Genomic DNA, 19,529 nt, shown 5'->3' with positions numbered 1-19,529 from the left:
ATGAAATTATTTAGGTTATCAACATTAGCTTTATTATTGCTAATGCTTACAACAGGGTGTACTGAAAATACAGAATCTCCTGAAGAGCTTACTCAAATGCCAAATTATGACCAAGCAAAAAGTGAACTATATGAATATATAGACAAAAAACTAATGCTTAACACTTCGTTAGTATTACCTTCGAACTCAAAAGAAGTTGGTAAAATTAATGAAGTAGATTTAAATGGAGATTCAGTAAATGAAATAGTATTATTTGAAAAAAAAGATACTGTAAGTGAAGAAGAACAAAATGAAGTGGGATTCTTAGTATTAGAAGAAGAAAAAGACAGTAAGGGAAAGACGGTATTTAAAGATAAGGCTGATATACTACTAAGTGGAGAAACTATCGAGTATGCAAACTTTTACGATTTAAATGATGACGGTATAAAGGAAATAATACTTTGCATTAAAAATGGAGAGAAAACTAATTTACATGTTTTTAAATATGAAAATAATGAAATAGAAGAACTATATACCTTAGATCCATCATGGTTACCTGATAAAGAGAATCTTAATAATTTAAAAATAAAGATAGGGTATATAGATGAGGATCCAAAGCTAGATATTCTTATGATACATCAGGATTCTAAGACAAATACTGCTTATGTAAGTATAGCTAATTTTAATACGTATATAGTTTTAAAAGATTATGTTAAAATAGAAAATGTAAAAGATTTAAGTGGTTTATATATTACTTTGGGAAATATTGCAACTGCAAAGCGAGGAGTAATATTAGATATACCTATAGCGAGAGAGAGTAGTTATATGACTCAAATATTGTATATGAGTGATGGAAAATTAAAAAAGGCATTTAGAGATGATGACAAAAGTATAATTAAGTCTTATTATATACCTGTTGAAGATTTAAATAATGATAAGGTTATTGATATTCCAATAGTAAATGGAGTTAGAAATGCGTATTTATCAAAGTCATCTGCCAATGTAACTTGGTATAAGTGGAATGGTAAAGAGGATGAGTATTCAGGTTTAATATTTACTAGCCAAATTTACTATAACTATACATACAACTTTAAATTACAATTGCCTAATAATTTAGCTAATAAAGTAACTATAAAAAAAGAAGCTATAACAGAAAATGCATCATATAACTTTGAATATTTTGATGATAAAACTGTAAAACAAAAGACTTTATTTACTATATCAGTGATGGCAAAAGTAGTTGGGGACGACAGTAAAAATATGGGAAATAAAACTGGCATAGTATTATCAGAGACAGAAGAATACACTTATATGTTACACATTAAAGATGCAGAACAACTTAAAAAACTAGATATAACAACAGAATCACTAGTAGAGTATTTCTCATTTATTTACTAGTTAATATTGGGAGGTTTTTATGAAGGAAAAAATACTAATAATGGAAGATGAAATTGGAATAAGAAGTTTTGTAAGCATTAACTTAAAAAGAGAAGGTTATGAAATAATAGAAGCTGGAACTGGTCAAGAAGCAATAGAAAAGATGACTACTGAAAAAGATATATCTCTAGCTTTGCTTGATGTTATGCTACCAGACATGAATGGAACTGATGTATGTAAGTTTATTAGACAAAACTTTGATCATGTAGGAATAATAATGCTTACAGCTAAAGCTCAAGAAGAAGATAAAATAGAAGGTTTTATATCTGGAGCAGATGATTATATGATTAAGCCTTTTAGTATAAAAGAGTTATTAGTTAGAGTTTCAGCGCTTCTTAGAAGAATTAAGAAGGACGAAAATGTATCGAAGAGCAGTGAAATAATTTCACCTCCTTTTATTTTAGATTTAGATAAGAGGAAACTATTAAAAAATAATGTGGAAATAGAACTTACTCCGACTGAGTTTTCAATAGTCAAGTATTTAATGACGAATGCACAACAATCATTAAGTAGAGATCAAATATTAGATGAGGTTTGGGGAACAAACTATTTATATGATTTTAAAATAGTTGACGTTAATATAAGAAGGATTAGAAATAAAATAGAAGATGACCCATCTAAGCCGAAGTACATACAAACAATATGGGGTTATGGATACTGCTTTAGAAAGGAAGACTAATGAAGCTACATTTTGAAGGGTTAAGAAAGAAAATAATTAAAAACTATTTTACCATAATCATTATAACTGTAACTTTATTTGAAGGATTATTCTTATTTAACATACAAAACTACTATTATAACTACGTAAGACAACTACTAAAAGAACGTGTTATTAGTACACTAGATCAGTATCAATCTACTACAACTCAAACTCAAAGCTTTGAGAAAAGAGTAAATGAAATAATTGAAAAGCAGGATGGAACAGATAAGAAAAACTTTGGAATACAGGTTATAGACAAAGAAAAAAATGTAATAATTGATCAATATGGATTTAAGTCAAATAATAAAGTAAATTATGAAGATGTAGATAAAGCTCTAAAAGACAGTAAAAATATAGTACCTTACACTTATAGGATAAGTGGTACGAATGAACATGTAATGAGTATTTCGTTCCCCCTTAAGGTTAATAATGTTATAGAAGGTGTTATAAGATATACAGCATCTCTAGAGCAAATAGATAATGCAATCTTTAAAATGGCTTTAGGATTAATTTTGGCAGGCTTATTGATATTACTTATTGCAATATCAATAAGTTTAAAATTTGCAGAAACATTAATTCAACCACTTAGGGAGTTAAAGCAATTTGCTAATGAACTAGCACACGGTAATTTTAATATTAAACTTAAAAATACCAATATTGCAGATGATGAAATAGGTGAACTTGCTGAGACTTTTGTTCATATGGCATCTGAAATAGATAAAAGTGAGAAGCTTAAAGAAGAATTTATATCATCGATCTCACATGAACTGAGGACACCATTAACATCTATCAAAGGATGGAGCGAGACTTTAGGTTATGAAGGTATCACTCAAAATGAACTAGACTTAGGTCTTGGTATTATTCAAGATGAAACAGAGCGACTTATAAAATTGGTTGAAGAACTATTAGATTTCTCAAGATTGTCTTCTGATAGAATAAAACTTCAAATAGAGTTGGTTGATATAGAAGGTTTAGTTAGAGGTGTAGTTAACCAACTAAAGGTTAAGTCGATTGAAAAAAATATAAGTTTAATATCTGCTATAGGTAACGATATGACGGAACCCATACATGGTGATAAAAATAGGCTAAGACAGGTTTTAATAAATCTTGTTCAAAACTCAATAAAGTTTACGCCAGAAGGTGGAGACATAATAGTTAAAATGACACAAGATGAAGAATATACAACAATTAAAGTAGAAGATACAGGTGCTGGTATTAAAAAACAAAATTTAGATAAGGTCCTAGATAAATTCTTCCAGGAAGATTATAATAAAGCAGGAAGTGGATTAGGATTAGCTATAAGTAATGAAATAGTTAAGTTACATGGTGGTAACATGACTATTGAAAGTGAAAAAGGAATTGGAACAACTATTACTTTCACTCTTAAAAATAAACTTATAGAGTCAATGTAGAAAGGCGATAAGAATGAGAAATATTAAAATGACAATACAATATGATGGATCTAGATACAAAGGATTCCAAAGGCTACAAGATAATGATATGACTATACAAGGTAAGATTGAAAGTGTATTATGTAAAATGGCTAATGAGGATGTAGAAATTATAGGTTCTGGAAGAACTGATATGGGTGTTCATGCATATGGGCAAGTTGCTAACTTTAAGACTAATAGTGATTTAAGTTTAAAGAAGATGCAAAAGTATTTAACAGAATATCTACCAGAAGATATAGTTATTAAAGATGTTGAGGAAGTGGAAGATAGATTCCATTCAAGATACAATGCAAAAACTAAGACTTATTTATATAAGATAGATAATAATTCTTATCAAAGTCCTTTTTTAAGAAAATATGCTAATCATGTTGATAAGAAACTTAATTTAGATGCAATGAGGGATGCTAGTAAAGTACTTATTGGTGAACATGATTTTACAAGTTTCTGTTCATCTAAATCTAAGAAAAAGTCTAATGTGAGAAGAATAGATTCTATTAGTATTCAAGAAAAGGATGGAATTATATCTATATATGTAGAAGGTAATGGATTCTTATATAATATGGTTAGAATAATAGTAGGAGCTCTTATGGATGTTGGCCTTGGAAAGAAAACAACAGATGATATAAGAGTTATGCTTAATGAGAAAAATAGAGCTAAGGCATCAGATACAGCTCCATCAAAAGGATTATATTTATATAAAGTTATTTATTAATAATAATGCGGCTTTCAGCTATTTCGCTGGTCAAGCCGCGTTATTATTTTTAATTTAAGCAATTTATAATGACTCATAATACATATAATAAATAATTTATCTAGGTAATATATAATAAGGCTATAAGATTAAAGAGGAATTTGTAAATTTAAAGATAATAATATATATCAGATAATTAACATTAAATGCTTTATATTAAGATAATAAAGGGGGATTTTTATGTTAAATCATAAGGGTACTGATGTTATAAACACTGATAGACTAATATTAAGAAAATTTAAGTTAGATGATGCAAAAGATATGTATAAAAATTGGTCAAGTGATAGTGAAGTTACTAAGTTTTTATCTTGGTGTTGTCATCCAGATGTAGATTTTACTAAAGCACTAATTACAATATGGGTTAGTGAATATTTACATGAAGAAAAGTATCACTGGGCTATAGAGTTAAAAGAATGTGGTGAAGTGATAGGAGATATTGCAATTTTTAATTTAAAAAGAAACATGAATCTTGTGAAGTAGGATACTGTTTATCAAAAAACTATTGGAATAAAGGGATTATGGGCGAGGCTTTATCTTCAGTAATTGATTACTTATTTAGAAATATAGGATTTAATAGAATAGTTGCTATGCATAATGCTGATAATGTTGCTTCAGGAAAAGTAATGATAAAAAATAATATGAAGTATGAAGGTACTTTAAGAGAAGCAAATAAGTTGAAAGACAGTAATAGATTTTACGACTTAAATATTTATTCTATTTTAAAATCGGAATATATTAAATTGTAAATTCGAGGAATGTTATTGGTAGTAAAAAAGTAAGCTAACAAATGACGTATATATGGAGGAAATCTTATGGGGAAGATTAAAAAAAGTAAAAAGCTACTAAAAGGTATAGAAATATTTTTAGCAGTATTTTTAATAGTTTGCGTTAGTGGATATAAGCTTATGAACTCAAGAACTTATCAGATAGCGGGAGAATTAATATCTAAGGTTGAGAATGATGAGAAAGCGGTTTATCTTACATTTGATGATGGACCAACAGAAGAGACTAATAATATATTGAAGGTTTTAAATGAACTTGATGTTAAAGCTACCTTCTTTTTAATTGGTTCAAATATTGAAAACAATAAGGAGTACGCAAAGGCTATAGTAGATGCAGGCCATGGTATAGGCAATCACACATATTCTCATGAAAGGATGATTTTTAAGAGTCCATCTTTTGTTAAAGACGAAATCGACAAAACTAATGAGTTGATTAAGTCTTTAGGTTATGATAAAGAGATTTTATTTAGACCACCTTTTGGAAAGAAGATTATTACGCTTCCAATGTATTTAAATAAGATAAATCAAAGTACTATAATGTGGAATATTGAGCCTGAATCTTATCCTGAGGTAAGTAAAAGCTCAGAAAGTATAGCTAAACATGTTTTAGATAATATTGACAATGGCTCAATAATTTTACTACATCCTATGAATGATAAAAGTGGTGAAATTTTGGATTCAATAAAATTAATAGTGAAGGAACTAAAAGAAGAAGGTTATACATTTAAGGTATTTAATTAGTTAATGATGGTAGTTATAGTATAAATCAAAAGACTATTTATTGAGAGGAGATAATTATGTTTAAAGTTAATTATGCAAAACCTATTGATGCAATAATACTTGGAGACATACATTCTAAATCTTGGAAATATGCTTATAAAAATATAATACCAGATGAAACATTAAATAATATAACCAAAGAAAAAAGAGCTGAGCATTTTGAAAAAGCTATAAAATTAGGTTGGGAAGAAGATGCTATTCTGTATATCGATGACAATCCTGTAGGACTAATTGGTATGGGTCAAAGTAGAGATTGCGATTTAGATAGAACCTATGGAGAAATTAAAGGTATTTATATTTTGCCTGAATATTGGGAAATGGGAGTAGGGTCTGAGTTATTAAATTGGGCGATTAAGGAGTTAAAGTATAAAGGTTATTCTAATATTTCTTTATGGGTATTAGAAGATAATTTAAGGGCAATAAATTTTTATGAAAAATATGGATTTAATTGTGATAAATCGAGAAAGGAAATATTTATAGGTAAGAAGTTAATTGAGCGTAGATATATAAAAAAATTATAATAACTTAAAAAGAAGTAATAGGTTATAAAACTATTACTTCTTTTTATTAGAAGATGTGATTTGAATCACATTTCTCACCTTCTATTATGTTATCTAAATTAGACTTTATCATTTCTATTTTTTCTAAAGCTTTAGCTTTGTCTTCAAGCAAAATATTTTTGTCTAACATTTCTATTTGAAGACATATGCAATCAAAATAATCATGGTTAAGAAGTTTGTACCAACCAATTCTTTCTTCATGCCATACCTTATGATATTCATCAAGGCTACTTTTAGCACTTTTCCAATCATCATCTTCAATATAAGTACTAATTATCTCTATTTTATCTGTGTACTTATCTGTAAACTTTTCTATTTCAATATTTGAATATATACCGAAGGCTACAAATAGTACTGTCCATATCATTACATATATAAAAGTCCTCAAATGTTATCACCTCTGTAATATTAGTTAATCTTAGGCTGAATATATAATTTATCGTTTTCATCTAATATACAAATTAATACATCCTTTATATCCTCAATATCATTAGATTTTAGCATGCTATTTAGCCAGTTTATATCTTTGTTTGCCATTTGTAAGCCTTCCTTTAGTAATTTGCCATCAAGAACGAGAGAAATAGGAAGATGTTTATATGGTCTTGGTGGAGTGCTATTATATGTTGACGCTGGAACAACGCTTAAATTGCCATCTGTCTCAAGTATTGCATATTGTACATCTCTAAGATTAAAATATCCCTGTATTCTTAATTGTTCTAATATTTCATCAAGAGTTATTCTTTCTATTTTTAATTGTTTATAGTCTATTTCACCTTTTTTTATAAGTACCGTTGGCTTACCAGATAAAAAAGCACTAATTTTTCTACTTTTTAGAGCTAAAAAAGATACAATAGTTTGAACTAATACAAGTCCTGTAAGTGCTGCTATACCATAAATTATAGGTATATTATTATTTTCCATAGGAACTGCTGCAACTTCAGCAATTAATAAGGTAATAACTAAGTCAAAAGAGTTCATTTCTGCAATTTCTGCTTTACCCATGACTCTTATGGCGATTAATACTACTATGTAAAGTATTATACTTCTTATCAATACTACTAACATGATATTTCTCCTTAAAAACAATATATAAAAATATTATTTCCAATATATAAAAAAAAACACTTGGAATACCATGGAATAACAAAAGTTCTATGTAATATCTTTTAAAATCAAAATAAATTTGATATAATTATTTAATATTGGGTATTTTTAAAATGCGCATATAAACTATAAACTAATAAATATTTTATAATATTGAATATATATAGAACTGTTGAAAGTTTAATATGAAACAAATAAGGAGGAAATTACTGTGGGGAAAAGAAAACAAGTACATGTACCTATGGAAAAGATACAAGAACAAGATAGATTTATAGAAGCTGTTTATGAACAAAATCAAAGATATTACGCTATACACCAAGCTAAGCCTAGATACTTAATACAAACATTTGGATGTCAAATGAATGAGCATGACTCAGAAAAATTATGTGCAATGTTAGACCAAATGGGATATGAAAGAGGTCTTACAGCTAGTGAGTGTGATTTAATAATATACAATACTTGCGCAGTTAGAGAAAATGCTGAGCTTAAAGTTTACGGAAACTTAGGTCAGCTTAAGTTCCAAAAAAGAAAAAATCCAGATTTAAAGATTGCTGTTTGTGGATGTATGATGCAACAACCACATGTAGTTAAAGAATTAAAATCTAAATACAATCATGTAGATTTAGTATTTGGAACACATAACTTATACAAATTCCCTGAGCTATTAGTTAGCTCTATGGATTCTAGAAAAATGCTAGTAGACGTATGGGATGTTGACGGAGAAGTAGTTGAAGGCTTAAGAAGCACTAGAAAGTTTGAATTAAAAGCTTTTGTAAATATAATGTATGGATGCAATAACTTCTGTACTTATTGTATAGTTCCGTATACAAGAGGTAGAGAAAGAAGTAGAACACCAGAAGACATAATAGATGAAATAAAAGAGTTAGCATCTAATGGAACTAAAGAAGTTACATTACTTGGACAAAATGTTGACTCATACGGAAAAACTTTAGAAGAAGAGATAACTTTTGCAGAACTTCTTAGAATGGTAAATGATATAGAAGGAATAGAGAGAGTAAGATTTATGACTTCTCACCCAAAAGATATATCTGATGAAGTAATTTATGCTATGAGAGATTGTGATAAGGTATGTGAATTCTTACATTTACCAGTTCAATGCGGAAGTAGTAGACTTCTTAAAAAAATGAATAGGCACTACACTAAAGAATATTATTTAGAAATAATAGAAAAAGCTAAAAAGGAAGTACCAAATATAGCTTTCTCTACAGATTTAATGATAGGATTCCCTGGTGAAACTGAAGAAGATTTATTAGATACTATTGATGTAGTTGATAAAGTAAGATATGATAGTGCATTTACATTTATATATTCAAAAAGAAAAGGAACACCAGCTGCAGAAATGGAAGATCAAATACCTGAAGATGTTAAACATGAAAGATTTAACAGAGTATTAGATAGAGTTAATGCCATTGCTGTTGAATTAAACAAATCTTATGTTGGTAAAACTGTTGAGGTTTTAGTCGAAGGAACAAGTAAAACGGATGATGATAAATTTACAGGAAGAACTAGACAAAATAAACTTGTTAACTTCTCAAGTGAAGAAAAGGACTTAGTAGGAACGTTAGTTAATGTTCATATAACTAGTGCAAATACATTCTCTTTAGTTGGAGAAGTAGTAAAATAATAAATATGTAAGTTATAAAATCTCTTGAATAATATATTCAAGAGATTTTTTGCGTATTAATGAAACTAGAATATATTATAATTTAAATAAAACTTATGCAACTGAATTATTAGATTATTTAGTTAATTAATAAAATGAAATTTTTGTAAGGGACGAATATATAAATTTAATCTGAATTATGTAGAAATTATGTAGAATATATTGCGAAAAAAAATAAAAAGCGCTAAAATTTACATAAGTGTACACTTATGTATGAAATTATTTATTAGATATTAAATTAAATGTTATAATTCAAAATACTTTATTTATAAAAGATAGTATATTAAGTAAGTTCATAAATTAAAAAAATATAATACTATACAAGGAAATCGATTACAACTATTATAATCTTAGATTTATTTGGGGGGAATTATGGAAACACAAGTACTAAAAGCAATTATTGAAGATAGCCCTGTAGCATATATTAAGTTTAAGGGTATAAGTAGTAGCAATATATATAATAATATAGAAATTATTAATATGAATAAATCATGTAAAGAGTTAGTAAGATTTAATAATGGTGATACCAGTGAGGACATAATTAAATCAGTGTTAATAAGTAATAATGTTAATCTTAATAAAATACTAGTCAGTGCAAAAAAAAATAAAAGATATACTACTATAGAATTCATTAAAGAGCTAAATAAAAACTACAAAATTACTATTTTTTCTGGAGAAAATGACGAGTTTCATTGTAGGATAAATGAACTAAATCTAGACACATTCCATTTAAGTAATGCATTAAAAAATTCACCTTTTATAGCATGGATAAAAGATAGGCAAGGCAGATACTTAGATGTTAATAATAAGTATAAAGAATTTATTGATAAAGAATATAATGAAATAATAGGTAAGACTGATTATGATTTATGGTTAGAAGAAGCTGCAGATAAATTTAAAGAGCAAGATCAATCTATATTAAATAATAAAAAATTAGAGGAATATTATGAATATTATAAGGTCAATGAAAATTGTAAAAAATATTTTCATACCTCAAAATGGCCGTATGTAGACGAAGATAATCTTATTATTGGAACAATAGGTATAGCTACTGAGATTACAGATAAGGTCCAAATAGAGGAAAGTATTAGGAAAAACGAGGAAATATTTTCTGAATTGGCAGATAATATTGATGATATTATATTTACACGAGATGAAAATAAAATATTGTATATAAGTCCATCTTATGAAAAAATATATGGATTTAGTCCGGAACCATTATTAAGAGATATTAAAGAGTGGATTAACTTATGGGATAAGTTTGAATTTTTAGAAGGACCATCAGATTATTCTTATAAAGGAATAACTCATGATACATTTAAAGTAGTAAAAGGAAATGAAGAAAAATGGTTAACTACTAAAAGTATACCAATATATGATGCACACGGTAATATATCAAAAAGAATAGGTATAACAACAGATATAACAAAAGAAAAGAAAGTAAAGGACGAGTTAGCTCAACTTAGATTAGACTTTTTTGCAAACTTATCTCATGAATTAAGAACACCAATAAATTTAGTCTTGAGTAGCTTAGAAGTATTAAAACTCAAAATGGATAAACTAGGAAAAGAAGAGTATGAATACTTTGATAAATATTTAGGAATTATAAATCAAAATGGACTTAGATTATTAAAGTTGGTTAATAACTTAATTGATACTACAAAGATTGATTCGGGGCATTTCTCATATGATCCTAAACGCTATGATATCATAAATTTCGTAGAAAATATTTGCATGTCAGTAAGCGATTTCGTAGAGCAAAATAACATGAGCATAATATTTGATACCAATGTAGAAGAAAAGGTTTTAACTTTTGATTTGGACAATATGGAAAGAATAATTCTAAATCTACTATCTAATGCTATTAAATTTAATAAACCAGGTGGAAAAATAGAAGTTACTATAAATTGTCAGCAAAATATTACTATTAGCGTTAAAGATGAAGGTATTGGTATACCTAAAAATAAAATAGCAGATATTTTTGGTAGATTTGAGCAAGTTAAAAATAGAACTAAAAAAAGTGCTGAAGGTAGCGGTATCGGTTTATCTTTAGTTAAATCTTTAGTTGAAATGCATAGTGGAAGTATTGCTGTGAAAAGTGAGTTAGGTAAAGGGAGTAAATTTATAATAACCCTACCGGATGTTTTAAGAACATGTGAAAATAATGAAGAAATTATTCCTACTTATGATAACGTTAAGATGATGAAGGTAGAGTTTTCTGATATATATTAATGCATTAATAATAAGCTTGTATTAAGTGATTATAATTACGTGATACAAGCTTTTATAATACCATAAAATATAAGTTTAGATAAGGAATGTTTAGGTTGTTAGGTAATATTTTTCTTAAGGAGAATGATATTTTATTTTATTGATAATTGGATTACATATGTAATACTTATCTTAAGATTACAAATATGATTTAAGGAGGGGGATACTTGAATAAACTTTGGGAATTAGTTTTAATTACCTCCATTTAAGCTAGTATTGTTAGTCTTATTAAGATAAAAATACTAATTCCAGAAAATATGATAAATTTATCTAATAAGGAACTAGAGCATATACTTCTACACGAGTTATGTCATTTAAAGAGAAAAGATACTTTAGTAAATTGTTTACTATTAATATTTCAAAGTATCCACTTTTTTAATCCAATAATTTGGTATTTATTCAAAAAGCTTAGGGAAGATATGTAGCTTTCAACTGATGAAATGGTTTTAAATTTATTAAGTTCTGAAGAGCATAAAAGCTATGGTAAGACAATTCTTACTGTATTAGAAGGAATGCAGTACAAAAAATCTACACTTACATTAATAGGTATAATCGATGATAAAGATGGATTAAAATAGAGAATTAGTAATATAAAAAATATGCGATTTATAAAACTGAAAAAATTCCTTCAAAATATTTTAACATTGGTGTATACCCACAAAATTTATCACAACAAAAAGAGTTATTTTTGAGCATTGAAAATAATAGTGAATTATATGAAAAATATTTTGATATAGCTAAGCTAATAGAAGATGATACGAAGGTAAATATAAATGAGTTAAATAACTTAATGAATATAAACTTAAATAAAATGGACTATTCATATGAAGTTAATAGTGATACAAAAACTTACTTATATGAAAATAATAAATACAATATTTATGTAGGATATAATGAAAAAGAAAGTAAGCTAGTTAGCATTTATTTAGAGAATGAAGAAAAAGGCAGTTTAAGCTTAGGGTACGATAAAGAACCCGAATCTGGAATTCAAATAAAGTAATATATTAGATTGTGCTGAAAAGCTTTCAACGGTTAGGGGGTATTCTATAATATCTGAAACTCAAGAGGAAATAATGAATGGGGACTCAGTGTCATTTGATATTATGGTAGAGGCATGTGTTAAAGGTGGATATAAAAGAGAAGAACTAACTAAGGAAGATAGTTACATAAGAACTATTTCATTTGAACTAGTGGAAAAGTCAAAAAACAATAATAAAATATATTTATGTTTATTAGTAAATGAAAATAATGAAATGTTAGGTGCATTTTTGGATTACATTGGAGAAACTTCTAGCTTTAAATCAGTAGATGATATTGAAAATATGAGAATAGAATGAAGTAATTAGATTATTAAAATTAAGGAGTAATAATATCATGGACAATATTATTACTCCTTTTTATTATTCAGATATTAAGTTTAAGAAATTATAAAGTATCTTTGCAGTAATACCCCAGATTATATAATCATGATACTCATAAAATAGTACAGGATAATTTCCGCTTTCAAATTTATAATTATCTTTGTTGGGAATTTTATCATAAGGAAATTCTTTATTAGGTATAATTTGTACAGAATTATCATAATCCGAAGGCGAATTTTTAAGTAAATAACTTATAGGAACGTAAAAAATATGATCAACTTCGTCTTTGTTAATATTAAAGTTGTCAGTATTTTTAATATATCCTAAATAAGGATGTATAATCATATTCATAGGAGTAACAAGCAGATCTAGTTGGGAAATAATTTCTATATTTGGTGAAGTTGTTCCTATTTCTTCGCATGTTTCTCTTATAGCTGCATCATAAGGGCTTTCATCATTTTCTATTTTACCACCTGGAAAGGATATTTCACTTGGTTGAGTTCTAAGATTTTTAGATCTTACTTCAAATAATATATTATAAATACCATCTATTTTAACTATAGGTATAAGTACTGATGCTCTTCTCATATTTTCATAGCCATTTATATAAGGTTTAAAATCTTTAAATTTATCTTTTATATCATCTAGCATAATAACCTCCTAAGTCTAGTCTGTCAAAATATAACAAATCTATACTTATAATATAACATATTCAAAAAAAAAATAACTTGTTAATAATATTTGAATATGAGAGAATTTTATTATTTCATAAGTAAATTTGCAAGAAAAAAATTATTATAATCTAGTAAGTGCTGAAAAAATGGGAAGTTAAGCTGAAATTGAATAATAGAGCTAAATTTTATGAAAATAAATAAAAATTTATACTTAAAGAAGAATTATGAGAACTTAGGTTAGACTTTTTTAATAACTTATTATATGAGTTTAGAGCCCATATTTAGTAGGCTTTTACCTGTTTAGATATAATTAAAATAAGAGTCAATAAACTTAGTAATGATGATAAAGAATATCATAATATTATAATCATTAAAAAATTTTTATTTAGTTGTAGTTATTTTAATGCATTTATTTAAAAATAAGAAATATAAAAAGTTCGTTAAGTATGTTAAATGAAAGTAAAGCAAAACACTTTTTTTATAATCATTAGTATATTATATTAGGAATAATCTTTATCATATATTATAGAATAGTAGATTCCTAATAAAATATTTAAGGAGATGCTTATATGACTACAGCAGCATGGATCTTTATGAGTGTTGTTTGGACTATAGTTATAGTTGGATGTATTGTAACAATGAAGAAAATATTGAAAATAAAATAGCTTAAGTCAAATTATAAACATAAAAAGCAAATCAATAAAAAACTGAAGATAAATAATCTAAATTTAATTATAAATAAGTATCTATAATAAATTTAAACCCCATATTAAATTTTATACCAATGAAAAAATGAGCAATTAGCCGTATGGCAAATTGCCCATTTTTTTTACATATATAGCAGTGGTATGGTATAATATATGTTTAGAAACAAAGGAGGAATACATAATATGCAAATAGATAGAAATAGACTAACTCCAATGATGAAACAATACTTCGAAGTTAAAGATAGATACCCAGACTGTGTTTTATTCTTTAGATTAGGAGACTTCTATGAAATGTTCTTTGAAGATGCAATAATAGCTTCTAAGACTTTAGAAATAGCACTTACGGGTAAATCATGCGGACTTGAAGAAAGAGCACCGATGTGTGGTGTACCTTTCCATTCAGCTAATTCATATATATCAAAGCTAGTAGAAAATGGATATAAAGTAGCAATTGGAGAACAATTAGAAGATCCTGCTACAGTAAAAGGAATAGTAAAAAGAGATGTGATAAGAGTAGTAACTCCAGGTACGGTACTTGAAGGAAGTTTACTTGAAAATAAGAAAAATAACTACCTAATGTCGTTATTTAAAAATGAGCAAGATATAGGATTAACATATGTAGATATAAGTACAGGAGAAGTTAATGCAACATTTTTAAAAGCTGATAAGGTTGTAGAAGAAATAGCTAAAGTTCATCCAACAGAAATAATACTAAACGACTTAGATTTTATAAACGAATTAAATAACATAGCAACAGTATCAAACATTTATATAAACAAAAACTTTAATGAAAGTTATTTGAATACGGAAATATTAAGAGAATATTTTACAAAGGATTATTTAAATAACCAAAGATTTGATGAAAATGGACTTATAAAAAATAGTTTATCTATACTCTTAAACTATATATATAATACTCAAAAAACTGTAACTTCAAATATTAACTCGATAAATATATATAACTCAACAGAGTATATGGTACTTGATATGTTTACGAGAGTAAATTTAGAGCTTACACAAACGATAAGAGGAAATAAAAAGAAAGGTTCTCTGCTTCATGTATTAGATAAAACATCTACTGCAATGGGGGGAAGAATGCTTCGTAAATATGTAGAAGAGCCTCTTGTTAATAAAGCTAAAATAGAAGAAAGACTTAATGTTATAGAAGAAATAAAAGATGATTTTATGCTTCGTGAAGACTTAAGTGAAACTCTTAAAAATGTATATGACATAGAAAGAATTTGTGGAAAAATAGCATTTGAAAAAGTAACACCCAAGGAAATGATTCACTTAAAGAACTCTATAGAAAAATTACCTGATTTAAGAGAGACTATAAACTCATCTGGTGCAACAATACTTAAAAAATATATAGAGGAAATGGATGACTTAAATGATATATATGCTTTAATAGAAGAAGCTATTAAAGAAGAACCAGCAATAACTATTAAAGATGGTAACATAATAAAGTCAGACTTTAATGATGAACTAAAAGAACTTAGAAACATTTCAAAAAATGGTGCATTCATGATTAAAGAAATAGAGGCACGAGAAAAAGAAAAAACTGGAGTAACATCTCTTAAAATAAGCTTTAACAAAGTCTTTGGATATTATATAGAAATTACTAAAGCAAATCTTTCTAAAGCTAATATAGATGAAACTTATATTAGAAAACAGACTTTATCTAATGCAGAAAGATTTATAACACCAGAGTTAAAAGAAATAGAAGATAAAATACTTAATGCTGAAGAAAAAATAAAAAGCTTAGAGTATGAAATCTTTGTAACTATTAGAGATACTATATATAAAAATATAGATAGAATACAAAAAGTTGCAAAAGTTATTGCAAACATAGATGTATTTGTATCACTTGCAACTGTAGCTTACCTAAATAACTATGTAAAGCCAGTGATTAATGAAGATAATAAATTAGATATAAAAAATGGCCGTCATCCTGTTGTAGAAAATATAGTAGGTGAAGAAAACTTTGTTCCTAATGACACTTACTTAAATAATGGAGAAAACATAATAAATATAATTACGGGACCAAACATGGCAGGTAAGTCTACTTACATGAGACAAACTGCAGTTATAGCCCTTATGGCTCATATTGGTTCATTTGTTCCAGCCGATTATGCAAACATATCTGTAATGGATAGAATATTTACAAGAGTTGGAGCAAGTGATGATTTATCTCAAGGTCAATCTACATTTATGGTTGAGATGACTGAGGTTTCTCAAATACTAAAAAATGCAACAGATAAAAGTTTAGTTATACTTGATGAAATAGGACGTGGGACAAGCACATATGATGGTATAAGTTTAGCTTGGTCTATAGTTGAATATATACAAAAGAATTTAAAGTGCAAAACATTATTTGCAACACATTATCATGAACTAACAGATTTGGAAAATGAGTTTGAAGATGTTAAAAACTATTCTATAGCAGTTAAGGAAGATAATGATGGAATAATATTCTTAAGAAAGATAATTCCACAAGGAGCAGATAAAAGTTATGGAATATATGTTGCTCAGCTTGCAAAACTTCCAGATGAGGTAATAGGTAGAGCTAAGGATATATTAAAAGATTTAGAAAAGAATCATGTATATAATAGTGTAGCGATAAATGAAAATACAAATACTGATTCTTATAATTATACATTATTTGATACAAACCTATCTAATGGGGTAAATAAAGAAGAAATAAATGAAAAAAATAAGGTTATAGAAAAGTTACAAGCTGAACTTAATAATACTAAGAGAGAATTAAATAAAGCTAGCCAACAATTAGATAAAACAAATTATGAGCTTACTAAAGCTAATGAGCAATTAAGTGAATATACTAAGATTAATGAAGAATCTAGCGAATATATAGATTTAAGAATTAATAATGAAAAAGATGAGTTAAACAATAATAAGTTAGAGCTAGAGGCTTTAAAATTAGAAAATGATAAGTTAACTAAAAACTACAACATCATAAAGAAAAACTATGACAAATTAAATAAGCAATTAGAAGATGCTCAAAGCGAAGTAGCTCTTACACAAATATCTTTTGCAAATATTGAGGACAATAGTTTAATAGATGAAATATCTAACTTAGATATATTAAATATGACTCCACTTGATGCAATGAATGCTTTATATTCTCTACAAAAGAAGGCTAAAAATAAATAACCTCTTGGAGGTAGAAGATGAAAAACTTTATTAATATATTAGATGATTTAACAATAAATAAAATAGCTGCAGGAGAGGTGGTCGAAAGACCATCTTCTGTGGTTAAAGAACTAGTTGAAAACTGTGTAGATGCAGAGTCTACAAAGGTAATAGTAGATATACAAGATGGTGGTAAAAAACTAATTCGTATTACAGATAATGGAATAGGGATACCATCAAGTGAAGTAGAAAAATCTTTTTTAAGACATGCCACAAGTAAAATCAAGAGTATAGATGATTTATTCGATTTATATTCTTTGGGTTTTAGAGGTGAGGCACTTGCCTCAATCTCCTCTGTTTCAAAATTAGAGATGGTAACAAAAACTAATGATGAAGTAGTAGGAACTAAGGTTATAGTAGAAGGTGGAAAAATAATATCAAAAGAACCAGTAGGATGTACAAATGGGACTACTATAATAATTAAAGATATGTTTTTTAATACGCCAGCAAGACAGAAATTCTTAAAGTCAACTCATGCTGAAACAATAAACATAAGTGACTTAATAAATAAGCTTGCAATAGGTAATCCTGGGATTCAATTTAAGTATATTAACAACAATAAAGGGATGTTAAACACTCCTGGAGATGGAAAACTTCTTAGCGTTATAAGAAGTATATATGGTAAAGATATTACTGAAAACTTAATTGAAATAGAATATGAAGGCAAATACTTTAAGCTATATGGTTATATAGGGAATAACAACGTTTATAGATCTAATAAAAACCTACAACATATATATATAAACAATAGATTTGTAAAAAGTAAGGTAATATTAGATGCTATAAACGAAAGTTATAAAGGGTTAATCCCAATTAACAAGCATGCAGTATGCTTCTTAGATTTAGAGATAAATCCAGCTACTATTGATGTAAATATACATCCTACAAAGCTTGAAGTTAAGTTTGAAAATGAACAGCAAATATATATAGAATTAAGAGATTTTATAAGAAAGAAATTAATAGGCTCACAGTTAATAGGAAAATATGAGACTTATGATGATAATAAAAATAATAAGAACTCATTTATAAGTATACAAAACAATAAAATAACAGATAGACTATCACAGAATTATGTAAAAAACAACTTTGATAAAAAAGAAGAAGTGAATAATGATGAACCTATAAAAGTAGTAGAGTTAAAGGATGAAAAGCCAAGTGATAGCTTTATGACTATGGGTGAAGCACTCAATTTTGAAAATAGCAAAAAGCTTAAGGAAGAAAAAGATTTAGTAATTGATTATAAGATTAAAGATATCGATAACTATACAATAGATACTTATGAGCACAAAAGAGATAACAGTGATTTAGATTATATTAGTGACTTAGGGGAAAATATTGACTTTGCAGGTTCTATATCTTTTGAAGAACTTGAAACTTTAGACAATAAAAATAATAATTTGAATCTTGATACAAAAGCAAAAGTTTTAGATATGGTTGAAGAAAGTGAACAAGAAGCCTTTTTTAATGAAGATAAAAATAATGAAAATAAATTTAGTTTAAGTACTTATAGAGTAATTGGTACAATTTTTAATACTTATATAGTTCTTGAAAAAGGGAATTCAATGTATTTACTAGATCAACATGCAGCTCATGAGAGAGTTTTATACGAAAGATATATGGAGAAATTCTATAATCATAGTATTAATATGCAAATGCTGTTAGATCCAATAGTATTAGAACTTTCAAATGTAGACATGCTGCAAGTAGAAAACAATCTAGATTTATTTATGAAGTTTGGTTTTGAATTAGAGATATTTGGTAATAATCATATAATGATAAGATGTGTACCAACTACGTTCGGAGTCCCTGAATCAGAGAAATTTATACTACAAATAATAGATAACATTGAAGAAATAAAAAATAACTATGAACTAAAGGGAGAAAAGTTTGCATCTATGGCATGTAGAGCAGCTATTAAAGCAAATGATAAAATAGCAAATATTGAAATAAATAGTTTGCTTTTACAGATAGAAGAATGCAAAAATCCTTTTACATGTCCTCATGGTAGACCTATATTAGTAGAAATTTCTAAGAAAGAAATAGAAAAAATGTTTAAAAGAATCATGTAGCAAGGAAGG

At 27.1% G+C, this 19,529-nt stretch carries 17 protein-coding genes and 1 pseudogene; 15 read left to right on the top strand and 3 right to left on the bottom strand.

The annotated features are described in order from the left end of the window. The 7 genes and pseudogenes from ACI48P_RS10395 (at position 1) to ACI48P_RS10365 (ending at position 6,401) form a co-directional block, all read left to right on the top strand. Positions 1 to 1,377, top strand: coding sequence for a hypothetical protein (locus ACI48P_RS10395; RefSeq protein ID WP_475215388.1), 1,377 nt, complete (start codon positions 1 to 3; stop codon positions 1,375 to 1,377). Positions 1,378 to 1,396: 19 nt separating this feature from the next. Next, positions 1,397 to 2,095: a cell wall metabolism DNA-binding response regulator WalR gene (walR, locus tag ACI48P_RS10390; RefSeq protein ID WP_475215387.1), complete on the top strand. Its 699-nt coding sequence runs from the start codon at positions 1,397 to 1,399 to the stop codon at positions 2,093 to 2,095. Next, positions 2,095 to 3,528, top strand: coding sequence for a HAMP domain-containing sensor histidine kinase (locus tag ACI48P_RS10385; RefSeq protein ID WP_475215385.1), 1,434 nt, complete (start codon positions 2,095 to 2,097; stop codon positions 3,526 to 3,528). The genes walR and ACI48P_RS10385 overlap by 1 nt, the downstream gene beginning before the upstream one ends. A 13-nt stretch (positions 3,529 to 3,541) precedes the next feature. Next, entirely contained in the window at positions 3,542 to 4,279 is a 738-nt protein-coding gene (gene truA / locus ACI48P_RS10380) for a tRNA pseudouridine(38-40) synthase TruA (RefSeq protein ID WP_475215383.1), read from the top strand. Between the two features lie 219 nt (positions 4,280 to 4,498). Further along, positions 4,499 to 5,064, top strand: a pseudogene (locus tag ACI48P_RS10375) (GNAT family N-acetyltransferase). Positions 5,065 to 5,130: 66 nt separating this feature from the next. Next, complete coding sequence (locus tag ACI48P_RS10370; protein WP_475215381.1) at positions 5,131 to 5,841, top strand: polysaccharide deacetylase family protein; 711 nt, start codon at positions 5,131 to 5,133, stop codon at positions 5,839 to 5,841. A 56-nt stretch (positions 5,842 to 5,897) separates the two neighbouring features. Continuing rightward, positions 5,898 to 6,401 (top strand): GNAT family N-acetyltransferase, encoded by a 504-nt coding sequence (locus tag ACI48P_RS10365; RefSeq protein WP_475215378.1) that lies wholly within the window; start codon positions 5,898 to 5,900, stop codon positions 6,399 to 6,401. 46 nt (positions 6,402 to 6,447) lie between these two features. Here the strand turns inward: ACI48P_RS10365 and ACI48P_RS10360 are convergent, their stop codons facing one another. Next, the gene (locus ACI48P_RS10360) at positions 6,448 to 6,828 is read right to left on the bottom strand and encodes a DUF4363 family protein (protein ID WP_475215374.1); all 381 of its coding nucleotides are present in this window, start codon (positions 6,826 to 6,828) and stop codon (positions 6,448 to 6,450) included. A 20-nt stretch (positions 6,829 to 6,848) separates the two neighbouring features. Then, positions 6,849 to 7,505 (bottom strand): DUF421 domain-containing protein, encoded by a 657-nt coding sequence (locus ACI48P_RS10355; protein WP_475215372.1) that lies wholly within the window; start codon positions 7,503 to 7,505, stop codon positions 6,849 to 6,851. Between the two features lie 250 nt (positions 7,506 to 7,755). On the opposite strand from ACI48P_RS10355, the gene miaB reads away from it, so the two are divergent. From miaB to ACI48P_RS10325, 6 genes are all read left to right on the top strand, one after another. After that, positions 7,756 to 9,189 (top strand): tRNA (N6-isopentenyl adenosine(37)-C2)-methylthiotransferase MiaB, encoded by a 1,434-nt coding sequence (miaB, locus tag ACI48P_RS10350; protein WP_475215370.1) that lies wholly within the window; start codon positions 7,756 to 7,758, stop codon positions 9,187 to 9,189. A gap of 411 nt (positions 9,190 to 9,600) precedes the next feature. Continuing rightward, on the top strand, positions 9,601 to 11,460 hold the full coding sequence (locus ACI48P_RS10345; RefSeq protein ID WP_475215366.1) for a sensor histidine kinase: 1,860 nt from the start codon (positions 9,601 to 9,603) through the stop codon (positions 11,458 to 11,460). A 254-nt stretch (positions 11,461 to 11,714) separates the two neighbouring features. Continuing rightward, complete coding sequence (locus ACI48P_RS10340; protein ID WP_475215668.1) at positions 11,715 to 11,924, top strand: M56 family metallopeptidase; 210 nt, start codon at positions 11,715 to 11,717, stop codon at positions 11,922 to 11,924. A gap of 15 nt (positions 11,925 to 11,939) precedes the next feature. After that, on the top strand, positions 11,940 to 12,077 hold the full coding sequence (locus tag ACI48P_RS10335; protein ID WP_475215364.1) for a hypothetical protein: 138 nt from the start codon (positions 11,940 to 11,942) through the stop codon (positions 12,075 to 12,077). Positions 12,078 to 12,187: 110 nt separating this feature from the next. Further along, positions 12,188 to 12,499 (top strand): hypothetical protein, encoded by a 312-nt coding sequence (locus tag ACI48P_RS10330; protein WP_475215363.1) that lies wholly within the window; start codon positions 12,188 to 12,190, stop codon positions 12,497 to 12,499. A 73-nt stretch (positions 12,500 to 12,572) separates the two neighbouring features. After that, positions 12,573 to 12,836, top strand: coding sequence for a hypothetical protein (locus tag ACI48P_RS10325; RefSeq protein WP_475215360.1), 264 nt, complete (start codon positions 12,573 to 12,575; stop codon positions 12,834 to 12,836). A gap of 63 nt (positions 12,837 to 12,899) precedes the next feature. On the opposite strand, the gene ACI48P_RS10320 is transcribed toward ACI48P_RS10325, so the two are convergent. Then, entirely contained in the window at positions 12,900 to 13,511 is a 612-nt protein-coding gene (locus ACI48P_RS10320) for an NUDIX hydrolase (protein ID WP_475215358.1), read from the bottom strand. A gap of 913 nt (positions 13,512 to 14,424) precedes the next feature. Between ACI48P_RS10320 and mutS the strand changes: the two genes are divergently transcribed. Together mutS and mutL are read left to right on the top strand one after the other, a co-directional pair. Then, on the top strand, positions 14,425 to 17,412 hold the full coding sequence (gene mutS / locus ACI48P_RS10315; protein ID WP_475215357.1) for a DNA mismatch repair protein MutS: 2,988 nt from the start codon (positions 14,425 to 14,427) through the stop codon (positions 17,410 to 17,412). A gap of 17 nt (positions 17,413 to 17,429) precedes the next feature. Continuing rightward, positions 17,430 to 19,520: a DNA mismatch repair endonuclease MutL gene (gene mutL, locus ACI48P_RS10310; RefSeq protein WP_475215355.1), complete on the top strand. Its 2,091-nt coding sequence runs from the start codon at positions 17,430 to 17,432 to the stop codon at positions 19,518 to 19,520. Positions 19,521 to 19,529 lie beyond the last annotated feature (9 nt).

It is taken from the genome of Romboutsia sp. LXY-2, from assembly GCF_056171995.1.
The sequence above is the reverse complement of the archived record's forward strand: the minus strand, read 5'-3'. Positions and strand labels throughout refer to the sequence as shown.

What these genes read in the sequence shown, in the direction of transcription:
- ACI48P_RS10395 (WP_475215388.1), top strand. Translation starts at nt 1, where the DNA reads ATGAAATTATTTAGGTTATCAACATTAGCTTTATTATTGCTAATGCTT.
- walR (WP_475215387.1), top strand. Translation starts at nt 1,397, where the DNA reads ATGAAGGAAAAAATACTAATAATGGAAGATGAAATTGGAATAAGAAGT.
- ACI48P_RS10385 (WP_475215385.1), top strand. Translation starts at nt 2,095, where the DNA reads ATGAAGCTACATTTTGAAGGGTTAAGAAAGAAAATAATTAAAAACTAT.
- truA (WP_475215383.1), top strand. Translation starts at nt 3,542, where the DNA reads ATGAGAAATATTAAAATGACAATACAATATGATGGATCTAGATACAAA.
- ACI48P_RS10370 (WP_475215381.1), top strand. Translation starts at nt 5,131, where the DNA reads ATGGGGAAGATTAAAAAAAGTAAAAAGCTACTAAAAGGTATAGAAATA.
- ACI48P_RS10365 (WP_475215378.1), top strand. Translation starts at nt 5,898, where the DNA reads ATGTTTAAAGTTAATTATGCAAAACCTATTGATGCAATAATACTTGGA.
- ACI48P_RS10355 (WP_475215372.1), bottom strand. Translation starts at nt 7,505, where the DNA reads ATGTTAGTAGTATTGATAAGAAGTATAATACTTTACATAGTAGTATTA.
- ACI48P_RS10345 (WP_475215366.1), top strand. Translation starts at nt 9,601, where the DNA reads ATGGAAACACAAGTACTAAAAGCAATTATTGAAGATAGCCCTGTAGCA.
- ACI48P_RS10335 (WP_475215364.1), top strand. Translation starts at nt 11,940, where the DNA reads ATGGTTTTAAATTTATTAAGTTCTGAAGAGCATAAAAGCTATGGTAAG.
- ACI48P_RS10325 (WP_475215360.1), top strand. Translation starts at nt 12,573, where the DNA reads ATGAATGGGGACTCAGTGTCATTTGATATTATGGTAGAGGCATGTGTT.
- ACI48P_RS10320 (WP_475215358.1), bottom strand. Translation starts at nt 13,511, where the DNA reads ATGCTAGATGATATAAAAGATAAATTTAAAGATTTTAAACCTTATATA.
- mutS (WP_475215357.1), top strand. Translation starts at nt 14,425, where the DNA reads ATGCAAATAGATAGAAATAGACTAACTCCAATGATGAAACAATACTTC.
- mutL (WP_475215355.1), top strand. Translation starts at nt 17,430, where the DNA reads ATGAAAAACTTTATTAATATATTAGATGATTTAACAATAAATAAAATA.